Origin of the sequence: Fluviicola taffensis DSM 16823 (assembly GCF_943372375.1) — a bacterium.
Classification (GTDB): Bacteria; Bacteroidota; Bacteroidia; order Flavobacteriales_D; family Crocinitomicaceae; genus Fluviicola; species Fluviicola taffensis_A.
This window is the reverse complement of the sequence record NZ_CALRYJ010000008.1, coordinates 193180-218571: the sequence shown is the minus strand read 5'-3', so window position 1 is coordinate 218571 and position 25392 is coordinate 193180. Positions and strand designations below refer to the sequence as shown.

Sequence of the window (25392 nt, the reverse complement as noted above, 5' to 3'; positions counted from 1 at the left end):
ATCTTTGTGCAAAATTCAGTACATGAAAGTTTATAATAATATATTGGAAACCATTGGAAACACTCCTTTGGTACGATTAAACAAGCTCACAAAAAACTGTAAGGCAACTGTTTTGGCAAAAGTTGAAACAACGAATCCGGGCAACTCAGTAAAAGACCGAATGGCAGTGAAAATGATAGAAGATGCTGAGAAATCAGGACTTCTTAAGCCGGGAGGAACAATCATTGAAGGAACTTCAGGGAATACAGGGATGGGCTTGGCTTTGGTAGCAATTATCAAAGGTTATAAACTGATCTGTGTATTGAATGACAAGCAGTCGAAAGAGAAAATGGATATTTTGCGTGCAGTTGGAGCAGAAGTAGTAGTTTGTCCTACAGCTGTTGAACCGACAGATCCACGCTCTTATTATTCCGTTTCGAAAAGATTGGCGAAAGAAATTCCGAATTCATGGTATGTGAACCAATACGACAACTTGTCTAACAGAACAGCACATTATGAGCAAACAGGACCTGAAATTTGGGAACAAACAGATGGAAAAGTAACGCACTTTATTGTTGGAGTTGGAACCGGGGGAACTATCTCAGGAGTTGGAAAATATTTGAAAGAGAAAAACCCGAACATCAAGATTTGGGGAATTGATACTTATGGTTCCGTATTTAAAAAATACAAGGAAACAGGAATATTTGATGAGAATGAAATTTACCCGTACATCACGGAAGGAATCGGGGAGGACATTCTTCCTGCAAACGTGGATTTCGATGTGATTGATCTATTCGAGAAGGTTACAGATAAGGACGCAGCAGTTTACACACGTCGTTTGGCTCGTGAAGAAGGAATTTTCGTTGGAAACTCTGCCGGAGCTGCCATTGGTGGTTTAATTCAATTACAAGATCAATTGACGGAAAATGATGTGGTGGTGGTTCTATTCCACGATCATGGAAGCCGATATGTGGGTAAGATCTTCAACGATGATTGGATGCGTGAACGCGGATTCCTGGAAGAGGAATTCAAAACGGCAGAAGATTTAATTGCACGTCATGCGGATTTACCTTTGGTAACCTTGTATTCCGAAGAATTGGTTTCACACGCCATCATGAAAATGCGTAAATACAACATTTCTCAAATTCCTGTTTTAAGAGACGGAGAATTGGTTGGTTCGTTGAATGATTCTCAAGTTTATGAATTGTTGGTCGATAACCCGGCATTGAGAGATACACCGATTTCGAAAATCATGCAAAAACCTTTCCCGGTTGTTCAAGGAACAGCCAAATTGGAAGATGTTGCAAAATTGATTAATGAGCAAACTCCGGCGGTGATCGTTGAACGCGCAAATGGAGATAAAAAGATCCTGACTCGTCAGGATGTGATTGCTTCTCTTGCCTAAACGAGTCCTCCATTCTCACACTCAATCCCGATAGCTATCGGGTCACACTTCGACAGACTGAGAAACAGAATGAGTAAAAAAACATACATAGATCAAATGCAGCGAACGGTGGAGATTCATTCCACCGTTTCGCGTATTGTCTCATTGGTTCCCTCGCAAACTGAATTATTGGTCGATTTGGGGCTGAAAGAGCGATTGGTAGGAATCACTAAATTTTGTGTTCATCCGAAAGAGCTGCGAAAAGAGATTCAATTGGTAGGAGGAACAAAAAATGTCAAGATAAAACTGGTCGAATCGCTGAACCCCGATCTGATCATTGGAAACAAGGAAGAAAACAATCAAGCCGATATTGAAGGATTGGAAGAAAATCTGCCTACCTGGATGAGCGATATTTTCAATTTGGAAGATGCGTTGGAAATGATTGAACAGGTAGGTGAAATTACAGGAACACAGGAAAAAGCTGCTGAAATTATTTCTGAAATCCAAAAGAACTTTTTGAATCTGAAACCATTGGAAGGAAACAAATGTGTCTTGTACCTCATTTGGAAGAATCCATACATCGCAGCAGGAACAAATACGTTTATAGACTCTATGCTAAATCGTTTGGGGTTGAAAAACGCAATGGATGAGCCTCGTTACCCGGAAGTGGATTTAAAGCAAGTGAATCCGGATTTCATCTTTTTGAGTTCCGAACCTTTTCCATTCAAAGAAAAACACATCGAAGAGTTGCAAATTCAATTTCCAAACAGTCAGGTTATTTTGGTGGATGGGGAGTTTTTTTCCTGGTATGGATCCCGTTTGATAGGGGCTCCGGACTATTTCAATAAATTGTTAAATGTGATTTCAGTTTAGATAGATTCCGTGGTAAATAGTAAATTTATGCAAGCATATCTATATATACCATGAAAAGATCATTCTTCACCTTTGTTTTATTCGCTTTCGTTTATTTGCTTTCTGTTTCATTCAAAGCCCCGGGTTATCATACAATCACCGTTAAAGTGACCAATATCCGAAATAATACAGGAAATATTCAGCTTCAAATTTTCCGGAGTGCAGAAAATTACAACAAGGGACTCGCCTGGAAAGTAAAGGTGATTGATAAAAGTGAAATGAAAAACAATACGATTACTTGTACTTTCACCGGGATTGAAGAAGGAGAGTACGGCATGGCACTTTTAGATGATGAAAACAAAAACAAGGAAATGGATTACACCATGTTCATGCCTGATGAAGGATTCGGATTCGCAGATTATTATCACACTTCCTGGAGTAAACCAAAATATGAAAATTTTAAGTTTCAGTTGAAAGGTGACAAGACCATGACGGCAAAAATACGTTACGTTTAGAGCATTAGCTCACTTCAATACATTTGAGAATATTGTTCCGCAAATTGGATCATACCAAATGCCATTTTGGTCATTTCGTGAAGCGGATGTTTTTCGGCTTTGAATTTGATTTGCCCCTGGAGTGAATAACTTGTTCCTTGTTTCTTTCCGACTTTTAGCTGAACAAACTCCGTACTTTTCAGAAATTCATTAAACAGTTTAACGGGACCCAGGTTTTCAATGACCGCAGTTACGAATACGCCACCGTATACTTTGGTGATTTTTTCCAGGTTTCCATTGATCGACAGGATCTCATTTCCGTTATATGGAATAATGGCCCCCGGATCTACTCCAATGAAATAGGTGTTTGGTGAAAGTTGCTTTAAATGGTAGATCGTATTCCCGAAATTCAGACTTAAATTCGTGCCCTGAACAGATTTAGGAAATGCACTCCACAATTCCCTTACGTCGCAACTACTTTTTGTTTGAATGATCAAATTCATCGTTGGGACTAGCAAAAAACCATAGTTATTTGGCATACTGTCTTTTGTGTCTTCCAGATAAGTCCCGCTGAAATCCAACGCAAAAGCCTGAATGTCTTTAAAAGTAGTTAACCCATCAGGCAAAAAGTTCAATAAAGTATCGGGTAATTTTTCCGGAATTAAACGCGAGTAAACATAAACCCCTTTTGGCTTCAAACCGAATTTCATAGGGGTGGACAGTTTTTTCGGATAAGTAATGCTTCCGTCCAGATTAATGGATCTGTCCTGATGTTGAATGGATAGTTTTATGGAAGAAAACCCGGAGTTTGCAGGAAGCTTTTTCACATCCAGAGCAATGAATTCATTTTTTTCAGGAGCTGCTTTGCGTAATTCAATCACTGGGGCTTGAACTAGTTTGGCAAGATATCCTTCCAATTCTTTTTTGCTTGATTTTTTCCCGCTTACCTGACTGATAAAGATCGCATCATGTCCCTGGGCTCTTCCAATCTGATTGGATTTGCAGTATTCTGAAATATGCTCGTTGAACACAGCACTATTCCGGGTTTGTACGGCAATGACCAGGAAGTTTTTCCCGTCGCGCTCCAAACCATAAATGACAGCGTCTTCCTGAAAATCGATCTGTAATGATTTCTTTTTGGAATCTATATTGGTGTTTTGTTCATAGAGATCCTTCAATTGTTGTATGAAAGCATCGTCTTTTTCGGTGAAAAGGGTATTGTAAATTTCTTTTTTGATGTAGGATTCAGCATCCAGACGAATCATCCATTTCGCATCATCCGGAATAGGAATCCTTGGATTGGTGTGACTTGTAGAGAGCATGTTGATGCAAATAAAAATCAGTAAACTGGATACTGTAAGTAGCACTACAAGGAATGCTGCATAAAAGCGTTTTTTTATTTGCATGGCATAAAGGTAATTTTTTATTGAAATCGTAACTTTGTTTCATGGGAAAATTCTTTTTCTGGTTACTCAAGCTATTTGGTTGGAAAATAGATGATCGTACTCCGATTGGAGTTAATAAGGCTGTTGTAGTGATGGGACCACATACTTCCAATTGGGATTTCATCATTGGAAAAATTGCATTTGCGCATTATAAAGTGAATGCAAAATTCCTGATCAAGAAGGATTTGTTCTTTTTTCCATTGGGTTATTTGCTCAAAGCGATGGGAGGAGTTCCGGTTGATCGCAAAAAAAACAACAACATTACCGAGCAGGCGGTGAACTATTTTAAGAATCACGAAAAATGCTTCATGGTGTTTACCCCGGAAGGGACAAGGAGTTATCAGCCGAAATGGAAAAAGGGATTTTATTACATTGCAGAACAGGCAAAAGTTCCTATTTACATTGGTTACATCGATTATAAACGCAAAATCGGCGGATTCCATTCGCTGTTCACTCCAACAGGAAATGTGGATGCTGATATCAAATACCTGAAAAGTATTTTATCGGAGTTTACAGGGAAGGTTCCTGAGAATGGAATACGTAAAGCGGAATAAGATGTCAGAATTTCTAAGAACAGTAAACGTAACGAGATACATTTCGCCCTTGAGAGAAGGAGGATCACTTCCTGCTTTGGTGGATGCCGACGATGACTTCAAATATGTTTTGAAATTCAGAGGTGCAGGTCATGGGGTAAAAGCATTGATTTCAGAGTTTTTGGGTGGAGAAATTGCCCGCATGCTCGGATTCAAAGTTCCTGAATTGGTTTTTGTAAACCTGGATGAAGATTTCGGGCGCTCGGAAGCAGATGAAGAGATTCAGGACCTTTTGCGTGCAAGTCATGGATTGAATTTAGGCTTGCATTTTCTTTCAGGAGCGATCACCTTTGATCCGGTGGTAACGAAAGTGGATGAAGAAACAGCTTCACGAATTGTTTGGCTGGATGCATTGATCACGAATATCGACCGGACTTTCCGGAATACGAATATGCTGATTTGGAAAAAGGAATTGTGGCTGATTGACCATGGTGCTTCGTTCTATTTTCATCATACCTGGGAAAATTGGGAGAAAACGGCTCAAAGTAACTTCGTATATGTGAAAGATCATGTACTGTTGCCTCAGGCATCTAAAATGGAAGAGGCAGATGCGTTTGGTCATTCCAGATTGAATGAAGAGAAACTAAATGCATTGGTGGATGCAATTCCGGAATCCTGGTTGCTCTGGGAAGATCTGGATGCAACTCCGGATGAAATAAGAACGGTATACAAGCAGTTTTTAACGATTCGCTTGAATCACTCGGTCAATTTTGTAAACGAAGCTAAAAACGCCCGGAATGTTCTTATATGAATATGCTGTAATTCGCTTGGTTCCCATGGTGGAGCGCGAAGAATTCATCAATGTGGGGATTATTTTGTTTTCGAAAAAAGAGAAATTTATTCGAACCAGGATTGAACTTTCAGAAGAGCGTTTGAAATGGTTCAAATGTGAATTGGATTTGGACCAGATCAAGGCAAACCTGAATGCATTTGAACTGATCAGTGCAGGAGCAAAAGCCGGTGGACCGATTGCTTGTGAAGAATTACCGGAGCGTTTCCGCTGGTTGACAGCGGTCAGAAGTTCCGTTATTCAGACATCCAGACCACATCCGGGAAAGACGAATGATTTGGAGAAAGAGGTCGAGCGATTGTTCGCGGAATATGTAGGATAAAAGTCATCAATTCTAAAAAGCATGCAGTCAGAAAAAAAAGAACACGCTTCAAAAAGGTTACATGCTCGAAACAGAAACCGGGACAGGTACGATTTGGATGCACTTTTGATTTCTAATCCTGAATTGAAAGAGTATATGAAACCCAATCATTTTGGGGATGATTCCATCGATTTTTCAAGTCCGGCGGCGGTGAAATTATTGAATAAATCCTTACTCAACCATTATTACGGAATAGCGAATTGGGATTTCCCGGATGAGAATTTATGTCCACCAATACCTGGGCGAGCGGATTACCTTCATTATATAGCTGATTTATTGGCAGAAAACAATTTTGGTGTCATTCCAATGGGAGAAACCATCACTTGTTTGGATATTGGAGTTGGCGCAAGTTGTATTTATCCAATTATTGGAGTTACAGAATATGACTGGAGTTTTATTGGGAGTGATATTGATCCAAAATCAATTGAGTCAGCGCAGCATATTGTTGATGCGAATGAGTCTCTTAAAAATAAGGTTTCGTTCAGACTGCAGAAAAATCCAAGGGCTGTTTTTCGGGGAATCATTACCGATTTGGATAAAATTGATTTAACGGTTTGTAATCCCCCGTTTCATACCACGTTGGAAGATGCTCAGGAAGGAACTCGTAGAAAAATCAAGAATCTATCCGGAAAAACAGAAAAAACACCTGTACTCAATTTTGCGGGTAATGGGAATGAATTAGTCTTTAATGGTGGCGAATTTCAGTTCATTCAGAATATGATTTCGGATAGTAAAATGGTTGCGAAAAACTGTTATTGGTTTTCAACTTTGGTGTCCAAACAATCGAATCTGAAAGGAATTTATCAGTCATTGGAAAAAAATGGCGCGATTCAGGTCAAAACGCTTCCTATGGGAACCGGGAACAAATCCAGTCGAATCGTAGCATGGACTTTCCTATCTAAACCGGAACAAAAGGAGTGGCGTGAAACGAGATGGAAAAAACAAAGGTAGCACCGGTTGCTCTTTTTAGATTCTTCCGAAGAATTCGCTTATTTATAGGGAACTACTTTTTAAAGGAGTCTGTGCGCTTATCATATCCATACGGACAATGCCTGCAGCCACTTTTACAACAATGTCCACGTTTTAAATGATATTTTTCCGTAAAAACAATATAACCTTCGGGTGTATAATAAAAGTCTTCCGGATCTAAACCATTATTTTTGGGAAGTGGACGAAAATCATCATTCATACTACAAAATTACGCATTTCATGGAGCTATTCGAACCTTCAAAATCCATTTTACAAGAAATTAAGCTTGATTCCAAATTCAGGAATGTGCGCTTGCTGGTAAAACGGGATGATTTGATCCATCCGGAAGTTTCGGGAAACAAATGGCGCAAACTGAAATACAACATCGAGTTGGTTCTTTTCCAAAAGAAAGATGGAATCCTCACCTTTGGTGGAGCCTACTCCAATCATCTGTTAGCCACTGCAGCGGCTTGCAAATTAGCCGGATTGAAATCGATTGGAGTTGTCAGGGGAGAAGAACTAACGACAGATAGTAATCACAATCTGAAACGCTGCTCAGAATTGGGGATGGAACTGAAATTCATCCCAAGGGAAGAATACGATACCCGGAATGAGAAATTCGTACAGGAAACGTGGAAAGAAGAGTATCCCTTTTACTTGTTGGTTCCTGAAGGTGGTTCAAATTATTACGGGATAGTTGGCTGTCAGGAAATCCGGAAGGAATTGCCCGATGAAATTGACCACCTGTTTGTAGCACAAGGAACGACTGCAACAAGTTGCGGATTGCTGATAGGTTTGTCAGAAAACACGAAACTGCATGTGGTTCCGGTCTTAAAAGGATTTGATGCGAAAGGGGAAATGAAAAAACAACTGATTCCTTTCCTGATTGATGAAGAAACCATCCGGGAATATTTGGATCGGGTGGAAGTTCATTCCGAAGCTCATTTCGGAGGTTATGGAAAATGGAATCCGGAATTGGTGGATTTTATCTCGAACTGCAAAGAAGAATACGATTTGCCGCTGGATAAAATCTATACCGGGAAAGCATTTCATGCGGTGATGCAATGGTTGGCGAAGCAGGATTTCCAAACTCCTCAGACGGTTGTTTTTCTGCATACCGGTGGCTTGCAAAATGGATGACTTCGACTTCGCTCAGTCACCTCACATAGAATTGACTGCAGATAAATAAAGGTGGCTGAGCGAAGTCGAAGTCACAGACGTTTTCCCCAATTCTCCACTTTCTTCAACCACTTCTCCCGCATTTCAGGGGTAGAACCTTTGATAATTCCAATATAGCTTACTTTTACAGGTTTTATTCCACAAAATTGGAGAACGGAGCGTTTTAATTGATTTACACTGGGTCTTCTGAAATAAAAACGATAAAATAAAGCCGGCTGATCCAAAGTGGTGATGATATGTGCTGATTTTCCTTTCAATAATTTATCCCAAAAAGGAGAGTTTTCCCGGTATTGAAAAGCAAATCCAGGAAGGAACAAGCGGTCGATGAATCCTTTGGTGATAGCGGGAAGACCTCCCCACCAAACCGGATGAATCCAAACCAGATGATCTGCCCATTGAATTTTCTCCCAGGCATTCAACAGATCCGGTTCCAATTCGGTTCGTTTCTGGTAACCGAATTGAAGGTTCGGATTGAAGTTTAAATCTGCAATAACGATTTCCTGGATTTCTGCACCCGAACTTTCCGCACCTCTTTTATATACTTCCGCGATTCCGAAATTGAAAGAGTCCTTGTTGGGATGTCCGTTGATGATTAGAATCTTTTTGCTCATACTTGTTTGTTTTGAACAAAGCTAATTCCATTGGATTCTTTAAAAAAGGACATTTGTCACAAAACGATTTCTTTTCGAATGCGACTTAAATGCCGCTGTGTAATCCCCAAATAGGAGGCAAGGTGTTGTAGAGAGATTTGTCGGATGTATTCCGGTTGATTTTCGAGCAGGTTTTGATAACGCTCTTGTGCGGAATCCCGCTGCAATTGAAACACACGCCCTTCCAATTCCAAATACTGTTGTTCGGCAATGATCTTCAGAAAATGGATCCACGCCGGACTCTTTGTCAACAGCAGATCAATCTGATTTTTTGGGATGACTAGTAGTTCCGAATCGGAAAGTGCCTGAATGTATTCCACACTTCCGTTTCCTGTAATGAAGGCTGAATATGCTGCAGCCATGTCGCCCGGAAAACGAAAGCAATAGGTCATTTCGTTGCCGCTTGGAGTAAGATAGAACGAACGGAAAACACCGCTTTCAATAAATGCCACTTCTGAACATGTTTGTCCTTCCTGAACAAAGTATTCTCCCTTTTTCAGTCTGCGTTTTGAAAACAAAAGAAGTGCATCATCTATTTCGTCTTCCGTGAAAAGATTAAAATTTGCTAAGAATGCTTTTAATTGCATGCATCAAAATTAGTATGGTTTCTGTCAAACAAAAAGGGAGTAATAATTCTTATAAAAAAAGAGTGGGGACACGATGCTTCGCGTCCCCACCGGATCTTCATTTTAAAGATTTTTATTCAAACATTGTCTTATCAACTTCGGTGTTGAATTCAATGGATTTCACAGTTCCTGAAAGCGACATTTCACCCATTACCTGAGTCAGTTTGTGCGCAAACATAAATCCGTTTACATCCTTGTAATCATCATAGATAATAGTTGATTCCATTGTTTCTTCACCTTGTTTTGTGATGGAAACCGTTTTGAATTTCAAGTTTGTAGTTACATCGAAGTAATCAAAAGCTTCTTTTTCACCATCGTTTGTGGTCAAGACATAATAGTCTTTTCCGGCGATTGTTTCAATTCCTTTGATTTCGTATTTCATTCCTGAAGTTTTGTAATTTACTTCCGGGAACAACCCTTCACCTTTCTTTTTGGAAGCCAGCTCTTCAGCAGTCATTGCTTTCTTTCCGGTTTGCATACTCATTTCAGAACCTTTTGTTCCGTCGTAATAAGAGCTTTGGAAAACCATTCCTTGTGCTTCGATTTTCATTGCTTCTTTATTTGGGGCAACAAATGCGTCAGTCATAGAAATAACCACCGGAATTTGAGCAGAAGAAAGTTCGATTTTCTTAACTACCGATTTCACTTTCTTCATTTTCTTAGCCAAATCCTTTGCGGAAGCTGTTTTAGTTACCGTATTGATGTATCTTTCAATTAACTGGTCAGCAGAAATATCCGCTTTCTTCATTTCGATCACTGCATTTCCGAATGGATCCAACTTTTCGATTACTCCATCGCTATCGAATGCTTTCAATTTTGGCAAGATGTCTTCATTCCCGACAACTACAATGTTGAATCCGTTTTTGAAATATTTTTGAGCCACTGTCAAGACATCGTCTTTAGAGATTGCATCCAGACGTTTCAAATACGTTTGGTAATAGTCAGCAGGTAAATTATCGCGGATGATATTCAATGCGAAACGGGCAACTGTTTGCGGTCTTTCCAATGAACGAGCAAAGCTTCCAGCCATCGCTGACTTAGCTAAGTTCAATTCATCATCCGTCACATAACTGTCGCTGATTTTTGAAATTTCACTTAGAATCTGAGTGATTGCAGAATCCGTCACTTCATTTCTGAAGCTACCTGATGTTCCGAACCAGCTACCATCTCTTGTTACGTCGAAAGAAGAATAAGCTCCATAAGTATAGGCCTTGTCTTCACGCAGGTTTTGCATTAAGCGTGCTCCAAAGGAACCACCACCTAAAATACTGTTCATCACATTCAAAGCAATCTGATCAGAAGCTCCCGGTTTCATTTCAATCGGGAAAGTGATCGAGATCACTGACTGCACAGCACCTGGCTTGTTAACAAAGATCACGCGGTTTCCTTTTGCTTTTAATCCGTTTCCGAAATCTTCTTTGTAAGCCTGACCACCTTTCCAGGTTCCGAAATACTTCTCAGCCAATTTCATTGCGTTGTCTTTTGTGATATCACCCACAATTACAAGGTATGCTCCGTTTGGAGTGAACACTTGTTTGTAGTTGCTTTTCACGTCATCCAGGCTGATTGCTGCCAAAGTAGCTTCGTTCATTACTTCTCCAAGCGGGTGATTCGGGAAATCAGCTTTAGATTCAGCATTCGAAGCCATGGTGTTCGGATCTGATTTCGCAGACAACAAACCGGATTCGTTTTGCTTTTTGATTCGGTCGAACTCACTTTGCGGGAACGCTGCATTGATGGTAACATCCTGCATGATATCCAATCCTGTCTCCATGTGCTTAGTCAAGCAAGAGAAATAGATCGAATGTCCGTCTGCATTCAGGTCAGCGCCCATGTTATCCACTTCCTTGTCCAAAACGTCTTTCGAACGCTTTGCTGTTCCGGAAGTAAGCAATTGACCCATCATGTTGTTTGTACCCGCTTTAGAACCTTCAATCATTGGTGAAGCTCCCATCGTAAGCGAGAAAGAAACGCGAGGTAATTTATGGTTTTCAGAAAGAATAACAGTAATTCCGTTACTCAATTTGAAAACCTCGGAGTTTTTGATATTAATAGTTGGTGCTGCAGCTGCAGCGGGTCTTACAGAACGATCAATTTGTCCGTGAACCCCTGTAAATGCTGTTAAAGCAACAAGTGTAATTAACTTTTTCATGACGCTATTCTGTTAGTTTGCCTTTGGTAAATAATATAAAATGATTCGGTTGTCCTGAGTCAGATACTTCTTAGCAACACGTTGAATATCTTCACGCGTAATGCTCATGTAGATTTCCATTTGTTTGTTGATCAATTCAGTACTTCCGAAATACATTCTGTTTTGAGCCAAATTCTCAGCGATTCCTGCTACAGTTGAGTTTGAACTCACGATTTGGTTTTCAAACTGATTGCGAACAGCTTGGAACTCTTCTTCGGAAATCAAATTATCCTGGATGGATTTAATTTGTTCGTCCAATGATTTTTCCAAATCTTCCACTTTCGTTCCGTTAGCAGCAATTGCAGCAACGATTCCCAATCCCGGATCTTCCATGTTGAATGCGAAAGAGAAAGCAGCAACTGCTTGTTGTTTCTTCTCAACGATTTCCTTATTCATACGGGAAGAATTACTTCCGGATAGAACTGAATTCAAGAATTCGATAGCAGCAAAATCTTTATCTGTTTCTTTCGGGAATTTGTACCCCATAAATACTGCAGGCAATTGAATGTTGTCGTAAACAGTTTCTCTGACAACTCCATTGATCGGTTCGAAAGTTGAATTCGGTTTTGGAATGACAGAAGGCATTGCGCTGTATTTCTTTAACAACTCTTTTGCTTTCGCATCAGTTGGGTTATTGAAGTTCTTTGCGTCAAAAGCTAATTTCTCTACACCGTATTTTGTTTTGAAATCACCTTCTCCCAAATTCTCAAAATCACGGAATAAGTTAATAGCTTCTCCTTTTGGAACAGATGCAAAGTATTTGTCAATCCATTTTTTTGTTTGCTCGATATTGATATCTCCTGCAATCGAAAGAACTGCATTTGCAGGAACATAGAACGTGTGATAGAAATTAACGTAATCAATTTCTTGCGCAGCATTCAAATCTTCCATACTTCCGATCGGAACCCAACGGTAAGGATGATTTTTGTACGCCAACTTGAATAGGTTTTCCATGAAAGTGGCATACGGTTGGTTGTCCACACGTTGTCTTTTTTCTTCCTTTACAACCTCGCGTTGAGTTTCAACACCTGTTTGATCCACTTTTGCATGTAACAAACGCTCACTTTCCAACCACAATCCCAATTCCAATTGGTTAGAAGGAAGGATCTCGTAGTAATACGTTCTGTCCTGACTTGTATTGGCATTTAATGCTCCACCATTCTTCTCAACTAATTCAGAGTATTCACCTCTTTTGATGTTTGTGGAACCTTCAAATAATAAATGTTCAAAAAAGTGAGCAAATCCTGTTCTGGAAGGATTTTCGTTTTTAGAACCTACGTGATACATTACTGAAACGGCTACAATTGGAGTAGCGTGTTCTTCATGTAAGATAACATGCATTCCGTTTGCTAGGTCATATTCGATGTACTTCACTTTCTCCTGGGAGAAGCTATAGATCGAAGACGAAAGCAACAATGCTGTAAAAAGACTTTTTTTCATGTTGAATTTTTCGACTTGTTTGTACGAAAATAACAACAAAAATTGCTTTACAACCAATTCCGTGAATTTCGGGTGTAATTACGGACGAACGGCATTAGCCAATTACGAATTCCGAATTCCGAGTCCCGAATGTGGTTTTAATTCGTAATTCGGCTTTCTTAATTAGGAATTAGTAGCATGGTTTTTGTTATCTTCGAGACTATGAAATTTTTGACTTTTTGCTTTTTGCTTCTTTCGACCGGCCTTTTTGCTCAAAAACAAACTGTTTTTGCATACATGGACTACAATAATTTTTTTCACTCGTTCAAGGACGGCTATTTTAATCAGGTGGATCACCAGGCGGTTACAGGTATTTCATACGGTGACGAGGTGATAGCTTATTACAATAATCAGCGCGATTTTAAAATTTATGACGGGACGTTTGCCCGAGTGATGACCAATCAACCGGCAACTTTCAAGATTTCAGATCACCTTGCAGCATGGAATATCGGACAGTTGCTGTACTATTATGAAAATGGCAAACCACATAATATCACTTCGTTCGGAGGTGATTATTGGGTGACCGATTCCTTGATCACATTTCAGGATATTCGCTACAATTCATTGAATGTAGTTTACCAGGGAAAAATCTCCACACTTGTCCAAAGTACAACAGACCTTCCGGTTCCGGTTGTTCAAGGCGATAATTTATTGGTGTTTAAGGATAATGGAGACATCTTCAAGGTTTTTTACAGAGGTCAGACCTATGATTTGGGAACTTACAACGGAACTGATTTCGAGTTTTTTGCAGGAACAGATATCTTAGGGTTCAATGATCCGCAAACGCGCACATTCGCAGTGTTCCAGGACGGTGAGTTTTTGGATGTGGAAGACTTCAGAGTACCGAAGGTGAAAGCTGGAAGAGGTTTCGTCGCTTACGAAGATTTACAGGGGAACCTGAAATATTATGGAAAAGGTAAAAGGGAAACTTTGAGTTCTTTTGCCCAGTTTTGGGATGCTAAAGATGATTTGGTTGTTTGGGGTGATGCCAATACAACTTATCAGTTCTATAAAGGTGAAAAGAAAAATCTGGCAAATTTCGTAGTGAAAGAATGGCAAATGAAGAATGACGTCGTTGCTTTCCGAACATTGATGGGCGGAGTTGGAGCATCTGTAGGTGGGGTTTATAAAGAAGTTACGACCATTAACAATACAGATTTCCTTATCAATGGACATGGAGTCATGGTGACACTTCCCAATAGAGCTGTGATTGTTTTGTATAACGGACAGATTTTCCGGGATTAAATCAATTCAATTCCGATAGCAATCGGGATCAAAAGGCAAAATTCAAAAAAACAATCTGAGACTTTTGTATTAATTGTTTGTGAAGGTGACTGAGCGTAGTCGAAGTCAACTTTCGGAAATTTAACGAATTCACTTTTGCATTTTTCATTTTTCATTTTGAATTAGTAGTATCTTTGTTTCTCTAAAAATTTTGATAAAATGAATAGTTGGTTTACCGTTAAGGTTAAATATACAAAGCAGTTGGAAGATGGTACTTTCAAGCGCGTTTCAGAACCATATTTGGTGGCTGCAATGACGTTCACTGATGCAGAAGCACGAATTTACGAAGAGCTTGGAAGCTTGATTCGTGGAGAGTTTGTTGTAACAGGAATTACCAGAACAGATTTTCACGATATTTTTCATTACGAGGATGCGGATGTATGGTACAAATGTAAAATCACTTATGAAGCTGGTGCAGATGGTGGAGAAGAAGGAGCGAAGGCTAAAAAAGTATCTCAAAACTTCATCGTAACGGCTCATTCTGTAAAAGATGCTTACGAACGTATGAAAGAAAGCTTGGGCGGAATGATGATCGATTATGTTATTCCATCCATTATCATTTCTCCGATTGTAGATGTATTCCCTTTTGGAGATGAGTCTGAAGATCGCGTAGCTGTGGATTTCGAGAAGCAAGTGAAAGCGGATGTTGCTGAGCATGCTCTTGGTACGAAAACGGTTTTTTCTGCTCCGGGATCTGATGCGGACGAATTTGAAGGTGACGACGAAGACAGCGTTATCGATGACCAATTTGGAGAAGAAGAATAAGAAATGGATGACTTTCTGAATGTAATTCGAAACGACCATCATCAATTTGATAAAGGGAAATTGGAAGATCACTATGGGGATGAACCATTTGCTCTTTTGGCAAAATGGTTGAGGGAAGCAATCGAAAAACCGACTACTGAACCCAATGCAATGACCGTTTCAACTTTAGGACTGGATGGTTTCCCAAGGGCTCGTGTGGTTTATTGGAAAGAATTACTGGAAGAAGGAATTGTTTTCTACACCAACTATACCAGCGACAAAGGAAAAGCAATAGAGGCAAATCCACAAGTACACGCATTATTGTATTGGCCGGAAATGGAGCGACAAATCAGTATCACAGGATTTGCCGAAAAAGTTCCTGTTGAAATGAGTGATGCGTATTTTGAATCCAGACCGCGGGGAAGTAAATTGGGTGCTTGGGCATCTCATCAGAGTCATTTACTTAATTCGAGAGAGGAATTGGAGAAAAGAGTGGAAGTGTATTCTGAAAAATTTCCTGATTTCGTTCCAAGACCAACCCATTGGGGAGGTTATCTGATCCGACCGATCAATGTGGAATTTTGGCAAGGTAGACCATCCCGTTTGCATGACCGCATTGTTTTTAATTTGAAGCCAGACAATTCTTGGGAATTATATCGCAAGAATCCTTAAAAAATGATAGAATTATCACCTCATATTCATACCCTTTCAAATGGGCTGAGATTGGTTTATTTACATGCCAGCTCACCCGTTGCCCATTTAGGAGTAACTGTTCTTGCCGGTTCGAGATTTGAAGAAGATCACGAAGTTGGTCTGGCTCATTTCCTGGAACACAGTATTTTTAAAGGAACAGAAAAACGGAGAGCATTTCATATCCTATCCCGATTGGATTCTGTTGGGGGGGAATTGAATGCCTATACCACAAAGGAGGAGATCTGTTTGTATGCTTCATTTGTGAAAACTCATATGAATCGTGCGGCCGAATTACTTTCGGATATCGCCATCAACAGTAATTTCCCGGAAAAAGAGATCCAAAAAGAAAAAGAGATTGTATTGGACGAATTGAATTCGTACCTGGATAATCCCAGTGATAAGATTTTTGATGATTACGAAGCACTGATCTTCCCCGATCACCCATTGGGGAATAACATTTTGGGAACCCCGGAATCAGTGCAATCTTTTGGCAGGGAATCGTTGAAAAGCTATGTAGAGAAATTCTTTTTCACCGAAAATACAGTTGTGTCGTTCGTGGGAGATATTCCATTGAATACACTGGTGAAATGTCTGGAAAAACACTTTCATTCCATGCCTTCGGGAAAAAGGAAAGCTGTGCCAAGACCTTTTGATAATTACTCGCCTGTAAAGAAGAGAGTGGAGGAAGGGAATTACCAGGCACATGCAATCATTGGAGGAATTGCTCCGGGATACAACAGCGATCATCGAAGAGGAATGACCATGTTGACGAATGTGTTGGGCGGTCCGGCGATGAATTCGCGTTTGGTTCTTTCGGTTCGTGAGAAATACGGATATACCTATAATATTGAAGCGCAGTATTCCCCTTATCCTGATTTGGGATATTGGTCTATTTACTTTGGAACGGATCAGAAATATTTAGGAAAAACAATGAAGATCATTTACGCTGAACTGAAGAAATTGCGTGAAGTCCCATTGACTACCAAGCAGCTGCAACAGGCAAAAGAGCAATTGAAAGGTCATATTGCATTGTCTTTGGATTCCAATGTAGGTTTGATGCAAGGCTTAGGAAAATCACTCTTGCTGTTCAATCAGATTGATACGATCCAGGAGATGTATGAGAGCATTGATAAATTGACCAGTAAGGAATTGCAGGAAATTGCTCAGACTTATTTCAAAGAGGAGAATATATCGGAGTTGATCTATGATGTGAAACCTGATTCAGGAAACTGATTACACTAGTTATAAGGACACGAATTTCAGAATTCGAGAATTCGCTAAATTGCGAACAGATGGTGTTTATTCTTGAATTCCTAGCGAAAACCATCGGATAATTTTATCATTTTTTGGAGTTATTTAAGACGAATTGAAACTAACTTTGAGTCATTCAAATTTACAGACATGACTTTTCAAACTTACTTGGAACAATTCGAACAGATTCTAAACTCTCAAAACCCAAAAGCTCCTTACGATAACCCTGATTATTTCAATTATACCAAATTGAACTGGTCGCGCATGAATCGTTGGTTAAAGAAAGGGGAAATACTTCCTCATGTAAAGGAAAAGATCCAATCGATCAAGGAAGCTCAGCAATGGATTGTAATTACGGAACCTTGGTGTGGTGATGCTTCGCATATTGTGCCTTTTATCCACATGATGGCAGAGTTGAATCCATTGATTCACATTGATTTCGAATTACGTGATGCGGAACCGAATCGTATTGAGAATTATTTGACGAATGGGGGAAAAGCGATTCCGAAGTTGATTATCAAAAATGCAAAAGGAGAAGATATAGCTGTTTGGGGTCCTCGACCAGCTGCAAGCCAAGATTTATATACTAAAATGCATGCAGATGAAGTGCCGTTTGAAGAAGTGAAGATAAAACTTCAAAATTGGTACAACGAGCATCATGGAGTGGAAATCCAGGAAGAGATAGCAGGGTTGTTATAAAGCCCGGTCGTGAAATTCCTGAGTAAGAACCTTATATTCTTCCGTATAAGCTCCGTCTTCCGTTCGGATGCAAATGGATGAGCGATGAACTTCCGAAAGCTGCTTCCGGAATGAAATGATTGTTCTCGTGGGTTTATCCGGTTTACCGAAAAGGGTGGTCAGATTCGAAACAAACAACTCATTTTCTCTCGCCAGTTGCTTAAGGTTCTCCGTACTCTCGTATGGAATGATGATCCATGCTTTTCCGTCTGCCGTTAACAGTCTCGAAATGGATTGGAGTAATTCTGAAAAGGAGAGGCTTTCGGTGTGTCTCGCCAGTGATTTGTGTTCGTTCTGATTTTTAGAACTATTCTCGAAAAATGGCGGATTGCTGATGATTGCATCAAACTGTTCATTCGGATTATAATTCTGGATTGCCTGATTTACAATTGAAATCGGGGAAATGAATGGAGAGTTTCCAGCGTTGATTTGTGCATCAATAATGGCTTTTTCGGAGATTTCGAGTCCTACAATTTCTTCAAAATTAAAACGCTGAGCGCACATCAGGGCAAGGACGCCTGTTCCTGTTCCAATATCGAGTAAATGTTTCGGGTTTTCCCAGTGACAGATTGCTCCGAGAATCATGGAGTCGGTTCCGACTTTTAAAGCAGTGTTTTCCTGGTGAATTTGAAAGTGTTTGAACTTGAAAACACTCATTCTTCTCCCATATACATTTCAATCAATCCTTCCGGAGAAGTGACGTGTAATGTTTTGGATTTTCGGTCTACCTTCTGAACAAGTCCTTCTACAAATGGAATGAGAATTTCTTTTTCGCCATTCATTACCTGGATCAATGGGTTCACATTGTTGTCAATTACCTGTTCAATGATTCCTGCTTCTCCATAACGGGTATCATTCAGTTTAAAACCGATGATCTCATGGTCATAGAAATGCATATCATCCAATTCTGGGAGAATTGATAAGGGAAGGTAACAGCTTTTTCGAAGGATAATTTTCGCATCGTTTTCGGAATCGACACCTTCCAGCTTAACGGCTGCAAACCCTTTGTTTTTCAACACGAAGGATTTGACAAAGAAGGGAGTCAGTTGTCCGTTGATGTCGATAAAGAAAGCGTCGAGTGTTCGGTAGTCTTCCGGATTGGTTACGTCTAAAAAAAGCGAAACTTCACCTTTGTATCCGTGAAGTTTCGCAATATAACCAAGTTGAAAGCAATCAGAATGTTGCATTGATCAACTTTTAATGAATTAAGCCTGAGCTTCTCCTTCTTCAGCAGCTGGAGCGTCCTCTGCAGGAGCCTCAGTTGTTGGTTCTTCAACAGCAGCTTCAGGAGTTGCTTCCTCAGCTGGAGTTTCAGTAGCTTCTTCTGTTGCAGCTTCAACTTCTTCTGCTTGAGTTTCCTCAGCAACCGGAGCTTCTACTTCTTCAACAGCTGGCGTGTTTTTAGCTTCAATAGCTTTTGCTTTTGCGTCATTTGCATCTGCTTCAGCTTTCAAACGTGCAGCTTTGTCAGCAACAGCGTCTTTTCCAAGACCTTCAATTTTACCTTGGATTTTAGATGCTTTATCAGCTTCCCAAGCAGCAAACTTAGTTTCTACTTGCTCTGCAGTCAAAGCTCCTTTTGTTACACCTTTCAAAAGGTGGTTTTTGTACAATACTCCTTTATAAGAAAGAATTGCACGAGCAGTATCAGACATTTCAGCTCCTGTACCAACCCATTTTAAAGTTGATTCAAAATTGATGTCAATTGTTGCCGGGTTCGTGTTCGGATTGTAAACTCCCAATTTCTCGATGAATTTACCATCACGCTTAGCGCGAGAATCAGCTACTACTACATGGAAAATTGCTTTTCCTTTTTTACCGTGTCTTTGCAAACGAATACGTGTTGCCATAATGTTAATTGTTTGAGGTGCGAAACCTCGATTAAAATGAATATTAACTTCTGTTTAGCGAATAAACAGGGTGCAAAGATAGTAAAAGCTTCAGAATCTGCAAATAAAAAAAGGGCAAGATATTCCTATCTCACCCCTTAACCAATAATAATGTTCTAAAGTTTATTCACCAAATGTGATTTTGAAACCAACCTGGATGAAGAAGTTACTGAAGTTTGCAATTTGTCTCAAATCTTCTTTAGCAGAATTTGCATCTGTTCCACCCGGATTTGTTGATGTATTATTTGAAGTATTTGTCAATTCATCAACGTATTTGGTCTCCTTGCTGTAAGTAGGGACATTTCCCAAAACATCTGTTCCGTTAACCGTATACTTCGTCAATTCGGTATCTTTTGATTTGACACGCAAGCTGTTTGCACCAACTTCAGCAAAGAATCCGAATTTTTTACCGAAGTGAACATTCAAACCAACTGCCCCGGTGTATCCCAAACTTACTTTCCCGGAAGTTTTCAATTCCATCACAGTAACTAAAGCCGGATTTGTAGCATCATTGATTTCCGACTTAACAGAACCAAGCAATGGTAAAACCAAACCTGTACGTGCGTAAACAGAAATTTTTTCTCCACCTGATTTTATTACAAATGCCGGTGAAATACGAAATTGCGTAGATGCTTGTGTATGCTTGTAATCACCAGTTGGTACACTTACCTCATCAATGGTTTTTTTGGATCCGAAAAATCCGTTCAAGCCCAATTCAATTCCAAAATGTTCGCCGAACATATATCCGGGAGTTAAATTTGCCTGGATTCCGTTTCCTAAAGTTCCGTAGATATTTTTTTCACTGTAAGATGAAGAGGTGGAAACGGTATTTGTTCCCATAACATGACCAGGTGAACCAATTCCGTAACCGGCAGAAATACCTAGGTTAAATTGTGCGGATGCAGTTCCAAGTGTCATAACTGCCAATACTGGTAGAATTAATTTTTTCATAAGAGAGATTTTAGATTTTCTTTGCAATGTAAAGTGTTTTAATTACTTATGCAAGCATAGTATCAAGAAAAATAAAATGAATTTATTAGAAGAGGTAAGATCGATTGTAGAAGAGAAGTTCAGGAGAGAGAGTGCAGACCATGATTGGTATCACATCGAACGGGTATTGAAATTGGCAGAATATATCCAATCCAAGGAAGGAGGAAATCTGTTGGTTGTTCAATTAGCGGCCTTACTTCACGATATTTCAGATCACAAACTGAATGGTGGAATCAAAAATGATTGTGGACGGGTATCCCGGGAAATACTTTCCAGGTTGAAAGCAGATGAGCAGTTAATTGATCAGGTCTGTGATATCGTTGACAAGGTTTCGTTCAAAGGGGCAGGAGTGAATGATGTGATTGAAAGCCTGGAACTGGATATTGTAAGGGATGCCGATCGCCTGGATGCTATCGGAGCAATTGGAATTGCAAGAGCTTTTCATTATGGAGGAAAAAACGACCGATCTTTTTATGAACCCGACTTGGGACCATTGTTGCATACGGATTTCGATTCGTATTCTTCCGATAAGTCTCATACCCTGAATCATTTTTATGAAAAACTTTTATTGATAAAAGATAGACTGAGAACGGAAACAGCGAAAACCATCGGAGAGGATAGGCACCGGTTAATGGAAGGATTCGTATCCGATTTCCTGAAAGAATGGAATGTTAATTTAGGATGAAGAAGAATGCTAAATCAATTTACTAAAATTTAATTCTCAAAAAAAAATCCCATTTTTACAGCATGATTGAACATGTTGCATTAGGCATAGATATCGGTGGAACCAACACTGCTTATGGTTTGGTGAACCGAAATGGAGAGGTGTTATTTGAAGAATCGTTGACAACTACCGACTATTTAAATCCGGAAGACTTGGTGGATAAGATTTACCAGGTTGTTAAGGATAATGGATTTATGGACAGCTTATTAGGCTTAGGCGTCGGTGCTCCGAATGGAAATGCATTTACCGGAAATATTGAATTTGCACCGAATCTGAAATGGAAAGGAATCATTCCAATTGCAGAATTATTCGAACAGAAATTCCATCGACCAACTATGCTCGCCAACGATGCCAATGCGGCAGCTATCGGAGAACATTTGTTCGGGAATGCCAAAGATCTGAATGATTTTGTATTGATTACACTTGGAACAGGATTGGGTTCCGGGATTTTTATCAATGGGGAATTGATTGTGGGGTCGCAAGGATTTGCCGGTGAATATGGTCATATTCGGGTAGTTCATAATGGTCGTTTATGCGGATGCGGAAGAAACGGTTGTTTGGAAACGTATGTTTCCAGTACAGGCGTTGTTCGAAGTGTGGAAGAATTGGATAGTGTACATAAAGCAGATTCCAGATTGAACGGACTTGCTAAAATTACTGCAAAAGAAGTGTTTCAGGCAGCAAGTGACGGAGATGAGTTTGCATGTGAAATAGTAGATTATACAGCGGAAATGCTTGGAATTGCCCTGGCTGATTTTGCAGCCTTCTCAAATCCGAAAGCATATATTCTTTTCGGAGGATTGGCACAAAGCGGTGCTTATTTTTCTGAAAAAGTAAAAAAATACATGGAGGAGAACCTTCTGCAAATTTATCAGGGACACATCGAAATACGAAATTCTGCACTTCATGATATGAATGCAGCTGTATTAGGTACGGCAGCTTCCATGTTCTGGAAAGCAATTAAAAAATGAGAAAAAGCATTGCTTTCAATAAAAGACAGGCGTCAGCGCGGTCATGAAAAATAAAACTGTCGGACAATAAAAAAATTCACTGTGGCGGAGTGATTAAAAATGAACCTTATGAAAAACGGAATACTTCTACTTACCCTTATTTGTTCTTTTTCGGGTTTTTCCCAGATCCAGGAATTGAAAAACAATTCGGATGCTGCAAGAGACAAGGTTTTTTCAAGTAAGCTAACTGATAGCCGACCGAATCCTTCTCAATACGTAAATACATTTATTGGTACTGGCGGACATGGACATACTTTCCCCGGACCGGTTCTTCCATTCGGAATGGTTCAGGTTGGACCTGATACGCGTTACGAAGGTTGGGATGGTTGCGGAGGATATCATTATTCCGATTCGGTAATCTATGGATTCAGTCATACGCATTTAAGTGGAACAGGAATTCCGGATTATGCGGATGTGTTATTGGTTCCGCAACAAGGAAAGTTGAATACGGTTCCCGGATATAAAAAAGCGGGTGGATTTGGTTCTGTTTTCAAACATTCGAAAGAGAAAGCACTTCCCGGTTATTATCACGTGGAAATGGAAAATGGAATTACTGCGGATTTGACAGCAACTTTGCGCTGTGGGTTGCATCGCTATCAGTTTTCCAGTCCAAAAGGAAAAAGATACATTCTGATCGACCTGGGATACAGGGATCGTGTGTTGGAAGTTTCAGCAACAAAAACGTCAGCTACTTCCGTAAGCGGGAAACGTGTTTCAGAAGCTTGGGCAACGAACCAACATCTTTATTTTAATTTGGAAACATCCATTCCTTTTACAAAGACAAAATGGATTCAGGATGAGAAAACAGGTACGTATTTGTTTGTGATGGAATTTCCGGATGGAGTGAAAGAGATTTCAGTCCGTGTTGGTATTTCAGGTACCGATGGGAATGGTGCTGCTTCCAGTCTGAAATCGGAATTGACCACCTTTGATTTTGATTTGGTGCGTGCAAGAGCAACTGTGGCTTGGGATAGTGAACTAGGTAAAATTCGAGTAGAGTCCAAACAAAAAGAGGTGTTAACTAACTTTTATACAGCGCTTTACCACACTTATGTTCATCCATCACTTTGGTCGGATGTGGATGGGAAATACCGGAACTACAAAAATGAAATTGCCCAGTCAACCAACTCCATGTATTCGGTCTTTTCATTGTGGGATACTTACCGCGGAGCTAATCCATTGTATACGATTACACAACCGGAAAAGGTATCTGACTTTGTCAATTCATTCTATCAACAATACAAGAATACAGGCTTACTTCCGGTTTGGACATTATCCAATAATGAAACGAATTGCATGATCGGATATCATTCGGTTTCTGTTATCACGGATGCGTATTTGAAAGGAATTCCCCTGGAAGATCCGGAGGGTCTTTTGGAGGCGATGATCGCTTCAAGTACTGCGGACCAATGGGGAAAGAAACAATACGAGGAAATTGGATTTATTTCAGCAAATATGCAGGCAGAATCCGTTTCCAAAACCCTGGAATATGCTTATGATGATTGGTGTATCTCCAAATTTGCAGAGAAATTGGGTAAAACGGACATTGCAAAGAAATACCAGATCCGATCTGCAAACTGGATGAATCTGATGCACCCGGAAACGCGTTTCTTCCAACCGAGAAAGGATGGGATCTTCCTGCCGTTTTTCAAGCCGAACGAAGTGAATCATCATTTCACAGAAGCAAATGGATGGCAATATTCACTGGCTGCGCCACATAATATACAGGCGCTGATCGACATGCATGGTGGAAACGAAGGAATGGTGAACTTTTTGGATTCGATGTTCCTGGGTTCTTCATCGATGTCCGGACGTGAGCAAGCGGATATCACCGGTTTGATCGGACAATATGCGCATGGAAATGAGCCGTCCCATCACATGGCATACACGTATAATTACTGTGGAGCCCCGGAAAAAACTCAAATGTTAATTGATTCTATTTTAAAGACATTCTATACCAATAACCCGGACGGACTATCCGGAAATGAGGATTGCGGACAGATGTCGGCTTGGTATGTACTGAGTTCCATGGGATTTTATCCGGTTGCTCCGGGAAGTCCAACCTATGCCATCGGTCGACCTTTGATGGACAAAGTGGTGATTCGCGGAGAAAAAGCCGACTTTGAAATCCGGACTTTAAATAATTCGACAGAGAACAAATTTGTGCAATCGATTTCCTGGAATGGAGCGGCTTATCAGAAACTATACATCACGCATGAGATGATCAAAGCGGGTGGTGTATTGGAAATTTCTATGGGACCAAAACCGAATAAACAGGTTGCGAACTATGAATTGGATCTAAGAAATGAGATCAATCCCGGATTTGTTCCGGTTCCGTTTTTCACTGCCACGCATACGATGTTTGAAACGTCCATGGAATTGGGAATCGATGTGCTTTTCTTTGAAAAAGGGAAGGTGTATTACAGTTTTGACGGCGTGAAATACCAACCATTCTACAAGCAAGGTGGGAAGAACATCCAATTGACTGAAACGGCTTATGTATATGCAAAAGTGGTTCGTGAGGACGGTTCGGAAAGTAAGGTGATCAAGAGTTTGTTTACGAAGTATGTGCGTGACAAGAAAATCAACTTGTCAACAGAATATGCGAACCAATATTCCGGAGGTGGAGCTCAGGCTCTGGTAGACGGACAAAAAGGAACCGAAGAATACAGGGGAACGGAATGGCAGGGAACTTTTGGAAAAGATGTGCAAGGGATTATCGAGTTGGATGAAGCAAAAGAAATCTCCATGATTCAATTCTCTTACCTGCAAGATCAGAAATCCTGGATTTTTCCTCCAAAATCAGTGAATATCGAAATTTCAACGGATGGAGTTACTTACCGCAAACTGGGAAAAGTTCAGGGAGTTTCAGTGAAAGAAGGGGAAACTTTGAAAATAGGGGAACTCGATTTTGAAATGGCTCCTACTTCCTGCAAGTTTATCCGTTTCAGTGTGGAGAACTACGGGCTTTGTCCGGATTGGCATTTGGGAGTTGGAAATCCGACTTGGTTGTTCTTAGACGAAATAACAATAAAGTGATACTTCGACATCTCGACTACGCTCGATGACCGAAGCTC

26 protein-coding genes are annotated in these 25392 nt (G+C 40.1%); 16 read left to right on the top strand and 10 right to left on the bottom strand.

Annotation, left to right across the window (positions count from 1 at the left end; all coding sequences use genetic code 11):
* Positions 1-22: 22 nt before the first annotated feature.
* The 3 genes from AAG807_RS13015 to AAG807_RS13005 all read left to right on the top strand — a co-directional run bounded on the left by AAG807_RS13015 (position 23) and on the right by AAG807_RS13005 (position 2730).
* A complete protein-coding gene (locus AAG807_RS13015) occupies positions 23-1384 on the top strand; it encodes a pyridoxal-phosphate dependent enzyme (RefSeq protein WP_341904624.1) in 1362 nt (453 codons plus the stop codon).
* A gap of 69 nt (positions 1385-1453) precedes the next feature.
* Positions 1454-2236, top strand: a complete 783-nt coding sequence (locus AAG807_RS13010; RefSeq protein ID WP_341904621.1) for a helical backbone metal receptor — start codon at positions 1454-1456, stop codon at positions 2234-2236.
* A gap of 50 nt (positions 2237-2286) precedes the next feature.
* Positions 2287-2730 carry a DUF2141 domain-containing protein gene (locus tag AAG807_RS13005; protein ID WP_341904618.1) on the top strand — a complete coding sequence of 148 codons (444 nt, stop codon included), beginning with the start codon at positions 2287-2289 and terminating at the stop codon, positions 2728-2730.
* 14 nt (positions 2731-2744) lie between these two features.
* Here the strand turns inward: AAG807_RS13005 and AAG807_RS13000 are convergent, their stop codons facing one another.
* A complete protein-coding gene (locus AAG807_RS13000) occupies positions 2745-4115 on the bottom strand; it encodes a hypothetical protein (protein WP_341904615.1) in 1371 nt (456 codons plus the stop codon).
* A gap of 41 nt (positions 4116-4156) precedes the next feature.
* On the opposite strand from AAG807_RS13000, the gene AAG807_RS12995 reads away from it, so the two are divergent.
* Genes AAG807_RS12995 through rlmF form a run of 4 tightly spaced genes read left to right on the top strand, consistent with a single transcriptional unit; the run spans position 4157 to position 6849 of the window.
* The gene (locus AAG807_RS12995) at positions 4157-4708 is read left to right on the top strand and encodes a 1-acyl-sn-glycerol-3-phosphate acyltransferase (RefSeq protein ID WP_341904612.1); all 552 of its coding nucleotides are present in this window, start codon (positions 4157-4159) and stop codon (positions 4706-4708) included.
* Between the two features lies 1 nt (position 4709).
* Positions 4710-5498, top strand: a complete 789-nt coding sequence (locus AAG807_RS12990; protein WP_341904610.1) for a HipA family kinase — start codon at positions 4710-4712, stop codon at positions 5496-5498.
* Positions 5485-5859, top strand: a complete 375-nt coding sequence (locus AAG807_RS12985) for a DUF3037 domain-containing protein (protein WP_341904607.1) — start codon at positions 5485-5487, stop codon at positions 5857-5859. Before AAG807_RS12990 ends, AAG807_RS12985 begins: the two co-directional genes overlap by 14 nt.
* Before the next feature lie 21 nt (positions 5860-5880).
* Complete coding sequence (gene rlmF, locus AAG807_RS12980; RefSeq protein WP_341904605.1) at positions 5881-6849, top strand: 23S rRNA (adenine(1618)-N(6))-methyltransferase RlmF; 969 nt, start codon at positions 5881-5883, stop codon at positions 6847-6849.
* A 52-nt stretch (positions 6850-6901) separates the two neighbouring features.
* On the opposite strand, the gene AAG807_RS12975 is transcribed toward rlmF, so the two are convergent.
* Positions 6902-7087: a DUF5522 domain-containing protein gene (locus AAG807_RS12975; protein WP_300352941.1), complete on the bottom strand. Its 186-nt coding sequence runs from the start codon at positions 7085-7087 to the stop codon at positions 6902-6904.
* Between the two features lie 20 nt (positions 7088-7107).
* On the opposite strand from AAG807_RS12975, the gene AAG807_RS12970 reads away from it, so the two are divergent.
* Entirely contained in the window at positions 7108-8007 is a 900-nt protein-coding gene (locus AAG807_RS12970) for a pyridoxal-phosphate dependent enzyme (protein ID WP_341904599.1), read from the top strand.
* A 71-nt stretch (positions 8008-8078) separates the two neighbouring features.
* Here the strand turns inward: AAG807_RS12970 and AAG807_RS12965 are convergent, their stop codons facing one another.
* The 4 genes from AAG807_RS12965 to AAG807_RS12950 all read right to left on the bottom strand — a co-directional run bounded on the left by AAG807_RS12965 (position 8079) and on the right by AAG807_RS12950 (position 12953).
* Entirely contained in the window at positions 8079-8657 is a 579-nt protein-coding gene (locus AAG807_RS12965; RefSeq protein WP_341904596.1) for an NAD(P)H-dependent oxidoreductase, read from the bottom strand.
* Positions 8658-8713: 56 nt separating this feature from the next.
* Entirely contained in the window at positions 8714-9283 is a 570-nt protein-coding gene (locus tag AAG807_RS12960) for a Crp/Fnr family transcriptional regulator (protein WP_341904593.1), read from the bottom strand.
* Positions 9284-9395: 112 nt separating this feature from the next.
* Complete coding sequence (locus AAG807_RS12955) at positions 9396-11474, bottom strand: pitrilysin family protein (RefSeq protein ID WP_341904590.1); 2079 nt, start codon at positions 11472-11474, stop codon at positions 9396-9398.
* Between the two features lie 12 nt (positions 11475-11486).
* The gene (locus AAG807_RS12950; protein ID WP_341904588.1) at positions 11487-12953 is read right to left on the bottom strand and encodes a pitrilysin family protein; all 1467 of its coding nucleotides are present in this window, start codon (positions 12951-12953) and stop codon (positions 11487-11489) included.
* A 201-nt stretch (positions 12954-13154) separates the two neighbouring features.
* Here AAG807_RS12950 and AAG807_RS12945 point away from each other — a divergent pair, with 201 nt between their 5' ends.
* From AAG807_RS12945 to AAG807_RS12925, 5 genes are all read left to right on the top strand, one after another.
* Positions 13155-14237, top strand: a complete 1083-nt coding sequence (locus AAG807_RS12945; RefSeq protein ID WP_341904585.1) for a hypothetical protein — start codon at positions 13155-13157, stop codon at positions 14235-14237.
* A 198-nt stretch (positions 14238-14435) separates the two neighbouring features.
* Positions 14436-15041 (top strand): DUF4494 domain-containing protein, encoded by a 606-nt coding sequence (locus AAG807_RS12940; RefSeq protein ID WP_341904582.1) that lies wholly within the window; start codon positions 14436-14438, stop codon positions 15039-15041.
* A 3-nt stretch (positions 15042-15044) separates the two neighbouring features.
* Entirely contained in the window at positions 15045-15692 is a 648-nt protein-coding gene (pdxH, locus tag AAG807_RS12935; RefSeq protein ID WP_341904580.1) for a pyridoxamine 5'-phosphate oxidase, read from the top strand.
* A 3-nt stretch (positions 15693-15695) separates the two neighbouring features.
* The gene (locus AAG807_RS12930) at positions 15696-16946 is read left to right on the top strand and encodes a pitrilysin family protein (protein WP_341904577.1); all 1251 of its coding nucleotides are present in this window, start codon (positions 15696-15698) and stop codon (positions 16944-16946) included.
* A gap of 168 nt (positions 16947-17114) precedes the next feature.
* Positions 17115-17663: a thioredoxin family protein gene (locus AAG807_RS12925; protein WP_341904576.1), complete on the top strand. Its 549-nt coding sequence runs from the start codon at positions 17115-17117 to the stop codon at positions 17661-17663.
* On the opposite strand, the gene AAG807_RS12920 is transcribed toward AAG807_RS12925, so the two are convergent.
* The 4 genes from AAG807_RS12920 to AAG807_RS12905 form a co-directional block, all read right to left on the bottom strand.
* Positions 17658-18359 (bottom strand): methyltransferase, encoded by a 702-nt coding sequence (locus AAG807_RS12920; RefSeq protein ID WP_341904573.1) that lies wholly within the window; start codon positions 18357-18359, stop codon positions 17658-17660. The genes AAG807_RS12925 and AAG807_RS12920 overlap by 6 nt on opposite strands.
* On the bottom strand, positions 18356-18889 hold the full coding sequence (gene rimM, locus AAG807_RS12915; RefSeq protein ID WP_341904572.1) for a ribosome maturation factor RimM: 534 nt from the start codon (positions 18887-18889) through the stop codon (positions 18356-18358). The genes AAG807_RS12920 and rimM overlap by 4 nt, the downstream gene beginning before the upstream one ends.
* Positions 18890-18907: 18 nt before the next feature.
* Positions 18908-19552: a 30S ribosomal protein S16 gene (locus AAG807_RS12910; protein WP_341904569.1), complete on the bottom strand. Its 645-nt coding sequence runs from the start codon at positions 19550-19552 to the stop codon at positions 18908-18910.
* A gap of 162 nt (positions 19553-19714) precedes the next feature.
* Positions 19715-20542, bottom strand: coding sequence for an outer membrane beta-barrel protein (locus tag AAG807_RS12905; RefSeq protein ID WP_341904567.1), 828 nt, complete (start codon positions 20540-20542; stop codon positions 19715-19717).
* Between the two features lie 76 nt (positions 20543-20618).
* On the opposite strand from AAG807_RS12905, the gene AAG807_RS12900 reads away from it, so the two are divergent.
* From AAG807_RS12900 to AAG807_RS12890, 3 genes are all read left to right on the top strand, one after another.
* A complete protein-coding gene (locus AAG807_RS12900) occupies positions 20619-21266 on the top strand; it encodes an HD domain-containing protein (protein ID WP_341904565.1) in 648 nt (215 codons plus the stop codon).
* Positions 21267-21328: 62 nt separating this feature from the next.
* Entirely contained in the window at positions 21329-22276 is a 948-nt protein-coding gene (locus tag AAG807_RS12895; RefSeq protein WP_341904563.1) for an ROK family protein, read from the top strand.
* Between the two features lie 108 nt (positions 22277-22384).
* Positions 22385-25354, top strand: coding sequence for a GH92 family glycosyl hydrolase (locus AAG807_RS12890; RefSeq protein ID WP_341904561.1), 2970 nt, complete (start codon positions 22385-22387; stop codon positions 25352-25354).
* Positions 25355-25392: the final 38 nt, after the last annotated feature.